The organism is Pantoea folii (assembly GCF_056678875.1).
The window spans coordinates 1-13,166 of record NZ_JBWXON010000025.1 but is presented as its reverse complement, the minus strand read 5'-3'; the positions used below and the strand labels follow the sequence as shown (position 1 = coordinate 13,166).

Below are 13,166 nucleotides of genomic sequence, written 5' to 3'. Positions count from 1 at the left end.
ACCAACCCAATCACGTGAGTGAGACTATTCATTGATGATTGAGTTTGTTATGGTTAGCAGCACAGTTATTCACCAGAGTTATTTTTTCTCGAGAAATTATTTTTTCTTAAAAATATTTCACGATGTGAATTGATGACAATGTAACCATCCTGCGTGGCACGTTGTCAGGGCGAAGTGCCCAGGGTTATGGAACGACCTGGAATGCCAGATGTTGACAATGTGATCGTGCGAACAATCACTGGCGGAAAATATGACTACGCTTAATCTGTCACCATCCTTACTATACCAGTTGCAACTAAGAGGTTTTTTTTAAAATGGAAAGTTCGTTTACTCCCATTGAACAGATGCTGAACATCCGTGCTAACCGCCATAAAGATTTTCCGTTGCAGGAAATCATCCTGACTCGTCTGTGCATGCATATGCAGGGAAAACTGCTGGATAACCGCAACAAGATGTTGAAGGCACAGGGAATTAACGAGACCTTATTCATGGCGCTGATCACACTTGATGCGCAGGAAAACCAGAGCATCCAGCCTTCAGAACTGAGTTCTGCACTGGGTTCTTCACGTACTAATGCGACGCGTATTGCTGATGAGCTGGAAAAACGCGGCTGGATCGAGCGCCGTGAGAGCGATAATGACCGTCGCTGCCTGCATCTGCACCTGACTGAAAAAGGTAACGAATTCTTACGTCAGTTGCTGCCACCGCAGCATCAGAGCCTGCAGTATCTGTGGTCTTCGCTTTCAACATCTGAGCAGGATCAGCTGGAAGCGATTACGCGCAAGTTGCTTAACCGTCTTGATAAAATGGATGAAGATCAGGTTATCGCTTCCCTGTCGCGCTAATAGCAAGAAGTGCGACACAATCACCTTCCGAAATCGCTATTTTAATCCCCTTTTATCCGGCCAGCGTCTAATACGCTGGCTTTTTCGACTCGGGAAACCGTGTTGAAGGATCAACACAGCCCGGCTAAATGGAAAACGTGGAGAACAACATGAGTGCGACCGCGGAAGCGCAAAGCCCGCAACAGCCAGCGAATAAAAAGAAGAAGCGCAAAGGTGTGCTGATCCTGCTGGCTATCGTGTTTGTATTGATTGGGGTGGCGTACCTGGCCTACTGGTATTTGGTGCTGCGCCATTTCCAGGAAACCGATGACGCCTATGTGTCAGGTAATCAGGTGCAGGTGATGGCACAGGTTTCCGGCAGCGTGAATAAAGTCTGGTTCGATGACACTGACTTCGTGAAAAAAGGCGATATTTTGGTGTCGCTGGATAAAACCGATGCGGAGCAGGCGTTTGAAAAAGCGCAGACTGCACTGGCCACCAGCGTCCGCCAGACGCATCAGTTGATGATCAACGGCAAGCAGTATCAGGCCACCATCAAGCTGCAACAGACCGCTCTGGATCAGGCTGAAGCCGATCTGAAACGTCGTGAGCCGCTGGGTGCATCAAACCTGATTGGTCGTGAAGAACTGCAGCACTCACGTGATGCCGTGGCCACGGCGAAAGCGCAACTTGATGTCGCCGTGCAGCAGTACAACGCGAACCAGGCGATGATCCTGAACACCGATCTGGAACAGCAACCCGCCGTCAAACAAAGCGCGGCTGAACTGCGTGATGCCTGGCTGGCGCTGCAGCGCACCGATATCCGTAGTCCAATGGATGGCTATATTTCGCGTCGTAGTGTTCAGGTCGGTTCGCAGATCTCCACCAGCACGCCGCTGCTGGCGGTAGTGCCTGCCACGAATTTGTGGATTGATGCCAACTTCAAAGAAACGCAGCTTTCCGGTGTGCGCATCGGTCAGCCCGCTACCGTAATCAGCGATATTTACGGTGATGACGTGGTGTATCACGGCAAAGTTGTCGGTCTGGATATGGGCACCGGCAGCGCCTTCTCTCTGCTGCCGGCGCAGAATGCGACAGGTAACTGGATCAAAGTGGTTCAGCGTTTACCGGTGCGTATTGAGCTGGACCCGCAACAGGTGGCCGAACACCCGCTGCGTATTGGTCTCTCCACCTTAGTCAAAGTGGATACCCAGAACAAAGACGGGGCCACACTGGCCAGTAGCGTGCGTCCACAAGCGGCGTATGAAAGTAACGCATTGGCAATCGACCTCGCGCCGGTTAACAAGCTGATTACTGATATCGTCCGTGCCAACGCCGATTAATTCCGCGGGAGGCTGTGATGGCACAAAAACCGCTTGAAGGTGCGCCGTTAGTCCTGATGACCATCGCCTTATCATTGGCGACGTTTATGCAGGTTCTCGACTCCACCATTGCTAACGTGGCGATTCCAACGATCGCCGGTAACCTTGGTGCCTCGAACTCACAGGGCACCTGGGTGATTACCTCATTCGGGGTGGCAAACGCCATCTCGATACCGATTACCGGTTGGCTAGCCAAACGTATCGGTGAAGTGAAGCTGTTTACCTGGTCGACCATTCTGTTTGTGCTGGCCTCATGGGCCTGCGGCATGTCAGAAAGTCTGGAGATGCTGATCTTCTTCCGTATCATTCAGGGTGTGGTTGCCGGTCCATTGATTCCGCTGTCGCAAAGTTTGCTACTGAACAACTACCCGCCCGCGAAGCGCAGCGTGGCGCTTTCGCTGTGGGCGATGACGGTGATCGTTGCGCCGATCTGCGGTCCGATTCTCGGCGGCTGGATCAGTGATAACTATCACTGGGGTTGGATCTTCTTTATCAACGTGCCGATTGGGGTTGTGGTTGTGGCCCTGACCTTGCAGACTTTGCGTGGACGTGAAACCAAAACCGAGATCCGCCCGATTGATATCGTCGGTCTGGTGCTGTTGGTCGTGGGGATTGGTTCGCTGCAGGTGATGCTCGACCGGGGTAAAGAACTCGACTGGTTTGGCTCCACGGAAATCATCGTACTCACGGTAGTCGCCGTGGTGGCGCTGGCAGTGTTGTTGGTGTGGGAGCTAACGGACGACCATCCGATTGTCGATTTATCGCTGTTTAAAAAGCGAAATTTCACCATCGGCTGTTTGTCGATCAGTCTGGCTTACATGCTCTACTTCGGCTCGATCGTATTGCTGCCCCAGTTGCTGCAGGAGGTATATGGCTACACCGCCACCTGGGCAGGATTGGCGTCAGCGCCGGTCGGCATCATTCCGGTGATCCTGTCGCCCATCATTGGTCGCTTTGCCCACAAGCTGGATATGCGGCGATTGGTGACCTTCAGCTTTATCATGTACGCGGTGTGCTTCTACTGGCGTGCGTATACGTTTGAGCCGGGGATGGATTTTGGTGCGTCGGCATGGCCGCAGTTTATTCAGGGCTTTGCCGTGGCGTGCTTCTTTATGCCACTGACCACCATTACGCTGTCAGGGTTGCCGCCAGAGCGTATGGCAGCAGCATCAAGCCTGTCGAACTTTGTGCGTACGCTGGCGGGTTCTATCGGAACGTCGATCACTACCACCATGTGGACGGATCGCGAATCGATGCATCACAGCTACCTGTCGGAATCGGTGAACCCATTCAATCCGAATTCGCAGCAAATGTATGACCAGCTGCAAAGCATGGGCATGACGCAGCAGCAGGCATCAGCCTATATCGCACAGCAAATTACCAATCAGGGCCTGATTATCTCGGCGAACGAGATCTTCTGGGCATCGGCGGGAGTGTTTTTAATCCTGCTGGTCTTGGTGTGGTTTGCTCGTCCGCCATTTGGTGCGGGCGGTGGCGGCGGTGGTGCGCACTAAACTATAGAAACAAAAACGGGCCTTTCGGCCCGTTTTCTTTTATGCGTTCTGACGCCACCATTCGGCGAGCAGAATGCCGGTGGCAACGGAGACGTTAAGACTCTCAACGTTGCCGGTACCGCCAATCGACAGGCTGATATCACCCTGCTGGAAGGCGCTGTCGGACAGACCTTCACGCTCCTGACCCAGTACCAACACCATTTTGGCTGGCAGCTCAGCTTTCGCCAGCGGCGTGCCTTCATGGCTTGAAGTCGTCACGATGGTGTAACCCGCTTTGCGGAAGGCTTCCAGACCGCTGGCAAAACTTTCACCGCTGATCGCCTGCACATGTTCTGCGCCACCTTCGGCAGTACGTACTGCCGCACCCGATTCCAGCAGGGAAGCATCGTTAACCAGCAAACCTTTCACACCGAAGTGTGCGCAGCTACGCATGATGCCACCGAGATTGTGCGGGTTGCTGACATCTTCCAGCGCCAGCACGCAATCCCTGGTATCCGCTTTTTTCAGCCACTCAGAGACTTCCATTCCCATACGCTTCTTGATGATGAAGCACACGCCGCCGTGGTGTTCGGTGCCTGAAGCCTTAGTCAGCTCGGCATCATCCACTACGTGGTAGGCTTTACGGTTGGCCGCTAACCAGCGTAGCGTTTCGCGGAAGCGCGGGGTGACGCTCTGGATAAACCAGGCACGTACAATGCTCTCTGGGCGGCTGGCAAACAGCGCCTGGCAGGCATTTTCGCCGTAAACGCGCGTCTCTTCCTGACGCTGACGGCGAATCTGCTCGGGATCGATCACCGGCTTGTTGCTGGCTGCATCATCAACCTGGCTGTCATCAGCCACTGGCGGACGAGAAACGGTGCGCCACGGAGAATCACCGAAGCTGCGATTGTCATCACGATCATCGCGACGACCGAAGCTGCGACCGCGGTCAGCATTGCGTGCATCACGCGCGGGCGTTCCGCGTCCACCTGCACTGCTGCGACCACCTTCTTCATTATTACGTGCAGTACGAGGACCAGAACGACGATTATCTTCCTGGCGCGCAGCAGGACGGCCGCCTTTGCCGGTACGGGGATTTGGCTTTTGGCCTGCATCCTCATCACGTACATACATCACTTTTACCTTGCCGCTTTTGCCTTTAAATTCGTCGTTCATTTGTTCCTCCTGCATTGAGAGCGCGAAGATTACCTGATGTGCTGGAGCTTAGCTATCAACTATTGAACCTATTGGGCAATCCAGATTGAGCATAGCACTCAACCTTTTCATAATGTTCGGCAATCATAACATTTACAGGTCCGGTTTGAGGTGACGATGAATACTGTATGTGCCTCCTGTCAGGCAACTAACCGCGTTCCCGAGGAACGTATTGCCGATGGCGCCAAGTGTGGTCGCTGTGGCGACGAGCTGTTTAATGGTGAAGTCGTGAATGCCACGGCAGCTACGCTGGATAAATATTTGCAGGACGATTTGCCCGTGGTGATCGACTTTTGGGCGCCGTGGTGCGGCCCGTGCGTGAACTTCGCGCCTGTTTTTAAGGATGTCGCTGACGAACGCCGCGGTAAAGTGCGCTTTGTGAAAGTGAACACGGAAGCCGAACCGGCACTCAGCTCACGCTTCCGCATCCGCAGTATCCCGACCATTATGGTGTTCAAAAAAGGTGAGATGGTCGACATGTTAAACGGGGCAATGCCCAAAGCGCCGTTTAATGAGTGGCTCGACGAATCACTTTAAGCACCTCAGGCCAGCCCCTGTGCTGGCCTTGCCGTTAGCCTTCCATTAAACTGGCGTTTTTTCCTGCCTGCGATTCTATGTCTGAAAATGCCGTTCTGCGCTTACGTGCGCAACGTTTAGCACGCGCTACGCGCCCGTTTCTTGCCCGTGGCAATCGCGTGTTGCGTTGCCAGCGTTGTCTGTTGCCGCAAAAAAACTGCCTGTGCGCCACCCTGCAGCCACAGCAAGCACGCAGCCGTTTTTGTCTGGTGATGTTCGATACCGAGCCAATGAAACCCAGTAATACGGGGCGACTGATCGCCGATATCCTGCCTGATACGCTGGCGTTTGGCTGGTCACGCACCGAACCTGATGAAGCGATGCTCGCAGCAGTGCAAACCGCCGATTATCAGCCACTGGTAGTATTTCCGGGCTCGTATGCCGATGCAGGCAGGGAAGTCCTCACCACACCTCCGCTCACCGGCAAACCACCGCTATTTATTATGCTGGATGGCACCTGGACCGAAGCCCGCAAAATGTTCCGCAAAAGCCCCTGGCTGGATGCGTTCCCGGTGATGTCACTCAACGTTTCCACACCGTCGCGCTACACGCTGCGGGAAGCGCACGGCGAGGGCCAGCACTGTACCGCTGAAGTGGCCGCCGCGCTGCTGGAACAGGCTGGCGATGCTGAGGCAGCAAGCGCGTTACAGCAGCATTTTGAGCATTTCCGTCACGCTTATTTGGCAGGCAAGCCGCATCATCCTGTGCACTATCAGGAAAGTGTGCTGTAGGGATCGCCTGATTTTTTAACTCGTCCGTTTGATTTATAGTCGCACATCGCCATGGAGTTGGCTCTCAACATAAGGATGATGCGCTATGAAAGTCTGGTGGCTTGTTGTGCTGCTGATAGCGGGCTGCAGCACGGCACCGCAAACTGACCGCCCTTACCCACTGCAGTTACAATCCGTTAGCACACGCCCAGGTGGCATCATTAGCGTTGCTGAATTGCAGCCCGGTGATTTGCTGCTCTCCTCCGCCACCTCGCCTCAATCCTGGGGCATTCGCCTGATTAGCTTCAGCGGTGTCAGCCATGCCGCAATCTACCTGGGTGATCGGCAAGTGGCGGAAGCCGTGGGCAGTGGTGTCAAAATCATTCCGCTGCAACAGGCTATTGAGGAGAGTAATAATGTGTTGGTGCTACGCGTGCCCAGCCTCACTCAAGACCAAAGCTCTCTGTTGCGCGAATTTGCCCACCAGCAACAAGGCAAAAAATACAATTTCAAAGGTATCGTGATGTTCATGCCGTTTATGGTTTCGCGCCGCGTCTGCGAGCTGCCGCTGATGCATGAAAATCTACGCAGTGCCTGTCTCACTGCATTAGCGCGCGTGCAACTCGCCGACGTTGACGATCCTCAAGCCAATCGCTTCTTCTGCTCAGAATTCGTCATCGCAGGATATCGCCATGCAGGCGTCGAGCTACTTCAGGGACAGGCGAGCTGGGTCAGTCCGGCTGATCTCATGCATCTGCGTGATGGAGATGTCTCAGCATGGCGTAGCGAGCAGAATATGCAGTACATCGGCCATTTAAAGCGCTGGAACCTTAAAGAGATCCTCAGCCTGCGATCGGCGAGTCGGCAAGCAGAGTAAAAAGCGTTTACAATCATGCCAATCTTGATGTCGGGAGCGGATGATGAGCCAACGCGGACTGGAAGCACTGTTACGACCTAAATCAATCGCGGTGATTGGTGCGTCAGTTACACCGGGGCGCGCCGGCTACTTTATGATGCGTAATTTGCTGGCTGGCGGATTTAGCGGTCCGGTGCTGCCGGTCACGCCGAAGTATAAAGCCGTGAGCGGTGTGCTGGCCTGGCCGGATATTGCCAGCCTGCCGTTCGCCCCCGATCTCGCCATTATCTGTACTCATGCCAAACGCAATCTGGAGCTGCTGCAGCAGCTGGGTGAAAAAGGCTGCAAAGCCTGCATCATTCTCTCCTCGCCCGCCAGTCAGCTTGAAGAATTGAAAGCCTGCGCCAGCCAGTGGCAAATTCGCCTGCTCGGCCCGAACAGTCTGGGATTGCTGGCCCCGTGGCAAGGATTAAACGCCAGCTTCTCGCCGGTGCCGATCGCAAAAGGACGCATTGCCTTTATTTCTCAATCCGCTGCGGTATCCAACACCATTCTTGATTGGGCTCAGCAGCGCAATCTCGGCTTCTCCTGGTTTATCGCTTTGGGCGACAGTCTGGATATTGATGTTGATGACTTGCTGGATTTCCTGGCGCGTGACGGTAAAACCAGCGCTATTCTGCTCTATCTAGAGCATCTCAGTGATGCGCGCCGCTTTGTTTCGGCCTCTCGTAGCGCCTCACGCAATAAACCGATTCTGGTGATCAAAAGCGGTCGCAGCCATCAGGCACAGGCGATGATTGGCACACTCAGCGGGCTGGATGCAGCATGGGATGCCGCGATTCAGCGTGCCGGTTTGCTGCGGGTGCAGGACACGCATGAACTGTTTTCAGCGGTGGAATCGCTGAGCCATATGCGTCCATTGCGAGGGGATAGATTGATGATCATCAGCAATGGCGCAGCCCCCGCTGCCTTAGCACTGGATGAGCTGTACGCGCGTAATGGCAAACTGGCTACGCTGAGTGATGAGACTTTACAAGCCTTGACCACGTTGTTGCCCGAAGGCGTTGGGCGCGGTAATCCGCTGGATCTCAAGGACGATGCCACCCCAGCGCGCTATGTTGCCTGCATTGAACAACTACTGGATAGCCATGAACTTGATGCATTAATGATTATCCATGCCCCGAGCGCTGTGTCTCCTGCCACCGAAACGGCCGAGCAAATTATTGCGGCAGTGGCAAAACATCCGCGCGGCAAACAGGTGACACTTCTCACTAACTGGTGTGGCGAATACTCGTCACAAGCCGCTCGTCGTGCTTTCACTCAGGCCGGAATCCCCACCTGGCGCACACCGGAAGGCACTGTAACTGCATTTATGCATCAGGTTGAGTATCGCCGTAACCAAAAACAACTGCGTGAAACCCCCGCCTTGCCGATCGGCCTGACGCAAAATAGTACGCAGGCGCACCAGTTGATTCAGCAAGCGCTGGATCAGGGGATCAACACGCTGGATACCCACGAAGTGCAGCCGGTGCTGCAAGCGTATGGTTTGTCGACGCTACCGACCTGGATTGCGAGTGACAGCCGTGAGGCCGCCACTATTGCCGATCAGATTGGTTATCCGGTGGCGCTTAAGCTGCGGTCGCCGGATATTCCACACAAATCAGAAGTTCAGGGCGTGATGCTGTATTTGCGCAGTTGTGAGGAGGTTGAGCAGGCCGCTGAAGCGATATTTGATCGCGTGCGCCACACCCATCCTCAAGCCCGAATTGATGGATTGCTGGTACAAAGCATGGCGAATCGTGCGGGTGCGCAGGAATTACGCGTGGTAGTGGAGCAAGATCCGCTGTTTGGTCCCATCATTATGCTGGGTGAAGGCGGCGTAGAATGGCAGGCCGATAAACAGGCTGCCGTCGCACTCCCCCCATTGAACATGACGCTGGCGCGTTATCTGGTGATTCAGGCGATGAAGAGCGGCAAAGTGCGCAGTCGCAGTGCGTTGCGTCCACTGGATATTGCCGGGCTGAGCCAATTGCTGGTGCAGGTTTCAAATCTGGTGGTAGATTGCCCGGAGATCCAGCGGCTGGATATCCATCCGCTGCTGGCCTCCGCGAATGAATTCACCTTGCTGGATGTCACGCTGCAACTCGCGCCCTTTACCGGTGATAACGAAGCACGCCTGGCGATTCGCCCTTATCCACACCACCTTGAAGAACAAGTACAGCTGAAAGATGGGCAGTATTGCCTGTTCCGTCCGATCTTGCCGGAAGATGAACCACAACTGCGCGCGTTTATCGCTCAGGTAACGAAGGAAGACCTTTATTATCGTTATTTCAGTGAGATCAATGAGTTCACACATGAGGATCTCGCCAACATGACCCAAATCGACTATGACCGAGAGATGGCCATTGTTGCAGTACGACAGCACGACGGTAATGATGAGATTATTGGTGTGACGCGTGCGATCTCGGATGCCGATAACATTGATGCGGAGTTTTCGGTGCTGGTGCGCTCCGATCTTAAAGGACTCGGGATGGGCAGACGATTGCTGGAAAAGATGATCCGCTATACGCGCGATCATGGTCTGCAACAATTGAACGGTATCACCATGCCACACAACACCGGCATGATTACGCTGGCACGAAAACTGAATTTTCGTGTGAATATTCAATTGGATGATGGCATTGTCAGCCTGAATTTACCGCTCGGTGAGGCGTGATGATATCCTGTACAGAAAGGTAAAAATCCTCCTTATCAGGCCGGTTGATGTTATTATTTACCGTTAGGATCATGATTTGATGGCAAAAGGCCATGCAATGAACAGAGAAGAAGTGCACTGTGATGTTGTCTAAATTTAAACGCAATAAACACCAACAACACCTCGCACAGCTGCCTAAACTGTCACAATCCGTGTCGGATGTGACCACGCTTTACTCGCCTGCCGAGTTCCGTGAGACCCTGCTGACGAAAATCGCTGCGGCTGAAAAACGCATCTGCATCGCCGCGCTCTATCTCGAGAACGACGACGGCGGGCGTGGCATCATGCAGGCACTCTATGCTGCGCGTCAGGCAAGTCCGGAGCTGGATATCAGCATTCTGGTGGATTGGCATCGCGCGCAGCGTGGCCGAATTGGCGCCGCTCGTGGACTGACCAACGCTGATTGGTATTGCGAGATGGCAGCACAGCATCCCGATATCGCTATTCCAGTGTATGGCATTCCCGTTAACACGCGTGAAGCACTTGGCGTACTGCATCTTAAAGGCTTCATTATTGATGACACCTTACTGTATAGCGGCGCCAGCTTGAATGATGTTTATCTGCATCAGCATGATAAATATCGCTATGACCGCTATCAGCTAATCCGCAATCCACAATTGGCGGACACCATGTACGCGTGGATTTGCGAAAATCTCAAGCAGTCCGATGCGGTTAATCGCCTTGACCAGACTGAGCGTCCATCTAGCCCTGAAATTAAAAACGAAACACGCCAGTTCCGCCAGGATTTGCGCAGTTTTAACTACCAGTTCGCGGGGAATACTGACAATGAGTCACTGGCGGTCACGCCACTGGTGGGCCTTGGCAAACGCAGTCTGCTCAATAAAACCATCTTCCATTTGATGCCGTGCGCCGAGCGTAAACTGACGCTGTGCACGCCTTACTTCAACCTGCCAGCGATCCTGGTGCGTAATCTGATCCACCTGCTGCGTCAGGGTAAAGAAGTGGAGATCATCGTGGGCGATAAAACCGCCAACGATTTCTACATCCCGCCTGATCAGCCGTTTAAAATCATCGGCGCACTGCCCTATCTGTATGAGATCAACCTGCGACGCTTTCTGAGCCGTTTGCAGTATTACGTCAATAACGGCCAGTTGACGGTGCGTTTGTGGAAAGACGGTGAAAACAGTTATCACCTGAAAGGCATTTGGGTGGATGACGAGTGGATGATGATTACCGGTAATAACCTTAATCCGCGCGCCTGGCGACTGGATTTGGAAAATGCGGTGCTTATCCATGATCCGAAGAATGAGCTGGCAGAACAGCGCGAGAAAGAGCTGGCGTTGATTCGTGAACATACCACGACGGTTCAGCACTTCCGCGAATTAGAGAGTATTTCTGACTATCCGGCGAAAGTACGTAAGTTAATCCGTCGTCTACGCCGTATCCGTATTGACCGTCTTATCAGTCGCTTACTCTAGCAGATGCGTGCGTTCATCCTCTGCGTAGTTTTACTTTGTAGTGGATGTGCGCATGTGGCACAAGATAACTGGACCGGTAAGGACAAAGCCGAACACTTCTTCTCTTCTGCCGTGCTAGCCGCTGCCGGCAGTGAAATCTCCCAACACCAGCATCAAAGCCGTGGACAAAATTTACGTTTTGGCTTTTTGTTCTCGCTGAGTTTTGGCGTAGGAAAAGAGTTATATGACAGCCGCTCTTCGGGGAGCGGCTGGAGTTGGAAAGATCTCAGTTATGACGTTGCGGGAGCGGCCACTGGCGTTGCCTTGTGGAATTTAAGCCAATAATCACAGTGTAATGCCCTTCCCTTTGCGATGGAGCATCAGGGAAATAACGAAGGCCAACGCCCCCATCGCCGACACATACCAGAAGAAACTGGTTTCAATCCCCTCTTTCTTCAGCAGTAAAGCGACATACTCGGCCGAACCACCAAAGATCGCATTAGCCACCGCATAAGATAAGCCGACGCCTAGCGCGCGCACTTCTGGCGGGAACATTTCTGCTTTCAGAATGCCACTGATGGCGGTATAGAAGCTGGTGATAATCAGCGCCAGCATGATCAGTACAAATGCGGCCCAACCGCTCTGCACATTTTGCAGCATCATCAGGATCGGCACGGTACAGATCGCTGCACCCGCACCAAAGATCATCATCGAGGATCGACGACCGATCTTATCTGAAAGCGCTCCAACGATCGGCTGAATCAACATGAAGACGAATAATGCAGCAGTCATCAATCCGCTGGCACTGCGTGCATCCATCCCTGCCGTGTTGACGAGATACTTTTGCATATAGGTGGTAAAGGTGTAGAAGCTCAGTGAACCGCCGGCAGTAAAACCCAATACCATCAGAAATGCGCGTGAGTGATTGCGCAGCAAACCCATAACGCTGCCCGCATCTTTATGTTCCCGATTCTTTTTCTCGGAGGTTTCATTCAGTGAGCGACGCAGCCACAGAGCGACTACCGCCAGCACGGCGCCAAGGAAGAATGGGATACGCCAACCCCAACTCCGCAACTCTTCGTCGCTGAGGATCTGTTGCAGCACCACTACGGTAAGTACCGCTAACAGCTGCCCGCCGATCAGCGTCACGTACTGGAATGATGCGTAAAATCCTTTACGGCCCTCTAAAGCGACTTCACTCATGTAAGTTGCGCTGGTGCCATACTCTCCTCCCACTGACAACCCTTGAAACATACGCGCCAGCAGCAGGATCACCGGTGCCGCTACGCCAATTTCGCCGTACCCTGGCAGGCAGGCGATCACCAGGGATCCTAAACACATCATGCAGACAGAAATCAGCATTGAGTTTTTACGTCCATGGCGATCGGCGATATAGCCAAACAGCCAGCCACCAATCGGACGCATCAAAAATCCAGCGGCGAATACACCTGCTGTTTGCAGTAACTGCGTAGTAGTATCGCCTGCCGGGAAGAATACATGCGCGAAATAGAGTGAGAAAAAGGAGTAAACGTAGAAATCGAACCATTCGACCAGATTGCCTGATGATGCGCCAACAATTGCCCAGATGCGCTGTTTGCTGTTTATCGTTGATTCAGATGGTGCCACTTTTTGTTGTAGTGAGTCGGTCATGTTTTACCTCATTTCCTTGCGATAAATTAATGCCAAAGGATTCAGTAAAGCACGTGTTGGGCGGTTTCGGGAATTGGATGACGTTGAAGGTGCTAATTTGTGATTAGTAAGGGATTTTGGGGGTGAAATTAGGGCGATTGCATGCAATTTCAGCGTTATATAGACGTAAAAAAACCCTGAACTTTCGTTCAGGGTTTCTTCACTTATTTAATGCCTGGCAGTTCCCTACTCTCGCATGGGGAGGCCCCACACTACCATCGGCGCTACGGCGTTTCACTTCTGAGTTC

General features: G+C 53.2%; 11 protein-coding genes and 1 rRNA gene. 9 read left to right on the top strand and 3 right to left on the bottom strand.

Annotated features, from left to right (window positions below; genetic code table 11):
* Nucleotides 1–314 precede the first annotated feature (314 nt).
* The 3 genes from mprA (at nucleotide 315) to emrB (ending at nucleotide 3,720) form a co-directional block, all read left to right on the top strand.
* A complete protein-coding gene (mprA, locus tag AC1MDE_RS23165) occupies nucleotides 315–845 on the top strand; it encodes a transcriptional repressor MprA (protein WP_034825472.1) in 531 nt (176 codons plus the stop codon).
* A 149-nt stretch (nucleotides 846–994) separates the two neighbouring features.
* Complete coding sequence (emrA, locus tag AC1MDE_RS23160; RefSeq protein ID WP_480345122.1) at nucleotides 995–2,167, top strand: multidrug efflux MFS transporter periplasmic adaptor subunit EmrA; 1,173 nt, start codon at nucleotides 995–997, stop codon at nucleotides 2,165–2,167.
* 14 nt (nucleotides 2,168–2,181) lie between these two features.
* The gene (gene emrB, locus AC1MDE_RS23155) at nucleotides 2,182–3,720 is read left to right on the top strand and encodes a multidrug efflux MFS transporter permease subunit EmrB (RefSeq protein WP_141399025.1); all 1,539 of its coding nucleotides are present in this window, start codon (nucleotides 2,182–2,184) and stop codon (nucleotides 3,718–3,720) included.
* Between the two features lie 39 nt (nucleotides 3,721–3,759).
* On the opposite strand, the gene AC1MDE_RS23150 is transcribed toward emrB, so the two are convergent.
* Entirely contained in the window at nucleotides 3,760–4,875 is a 1,116-nt protein-coding gene (locus tag AC1MDE_RS23150) for a tRNA/rRNA methyltransferase (protein WP_160834684.1), read from the bottom strand.
* A 156-nt stretch (nucleotides 4,876–5,031) separates the two neighbouring features.
* Between AC1MDE_RS23150 and trxC the strand changes: the two genes are divergently transcribed.
* The 6 genes from trxC to AC1MDE_RS23120 all read left to right on the top strand — a co-directional run bounded on the left by trxC (nucleotide 5,032) and on the right by AC1MDE_RS23120 (nucleotide 11,574).
* On the top strand, nucleotides 5,032–5,451 hold the full coding sequence (trxC, locus tag AC1MDE_RS23145) for a thioredoxin TrxC (RefSeq protein ID WP_038645267.1): 420 nt from the start codon (nucleotides 5,032–5,034) through the stop codon (nucleotides 5,449–5,451).
* A gap of 77 nt (nucleotides 5,452–5,528) precedes the next feature.
* Nucleotides 5,529–6,221: a tRNA-uridine aminocarboxypropyltransferase gene (locus AC1MDE_RS23140; protein ID WP_058959190.1), complete on the top strand. Its 693-nt coding sequence runs from the start codon at nucleotides 5,529–5,531 to the stop codon at nucleotides 6,219–6,221.
* Between the two features lie 85 nt (nucleotides 6,222–6,306).
* Entirely contained in the window at nucleotides 6,307–7,077 is a 771-nt protein-coding gene (locus tag AC1MDE_RS23135) for a YaeF family permuted papain-like enzyme (protein WP_479402471.1), read from the top strand.
* Between the two features lie 43 nt (nucleotides 7,078–7,120).
* Complete coding sequence (locus AC1MDE_RS23130) at nucleotides 7,121–9,772, top strand: bifunctional acetate--CoA ligase family protein/GNAT family N-acetyltransferase (protein WP_337024885.1); 2,652 nt, start codon at nucleotides 7,121–7,123, stop codon at nucleotides 9,770–9,772.
* Nucleotides 9,773–9,894: 122 nt separating this feature from the next.
* Nucleotides 9,895–11,250: a CDP-diacylglycerol--serine O-phosphatidyltransferase gene (gene pssA / locus AC1MDE_RS23125; protein ID WP_480345134.1), complete on the top strand. Its 1,356-nt coding sequence runs from the start codon at nucleotides 9,895–9,897 to the stop codon at nucleotides 11,248–11,250.
* Between the two features lie 3 nt (nucleotides 11,251–11,253).
* Entirely contained in the window at nucleotides 11,254–11,574 is a 321-nt protein-coding gene (locus AC1MDE_RS23120; protein ID WP_058959193.1) for a YfiM family lipoprotein, read from the top strand.
* Here the strand turns inward: AC1MDE_RS23120 and AC1MDE_RS23115 are convergent, their stop codons facing one another.
* Nucleotides 11,575–12,879, bottom strand: a complete 1,305-nt coding sequence (locus AC1MDE_RS23115) for an MFS family transporter (protein WP_058959194.1) — start codon at nucleotides 12,877–12,879, stop codon at nucleotides 11,575–11,577. It lies immediately after the preceding gene.
* Nucleotides 12,880–13,091: 212 nt separating this feature from the next.
* Nucleotides 13,092–13,166 (bottom strand): 5S ribosomal RNA (gene rrf, locus AC1MDE_RS23110); the annotation flags it as partial.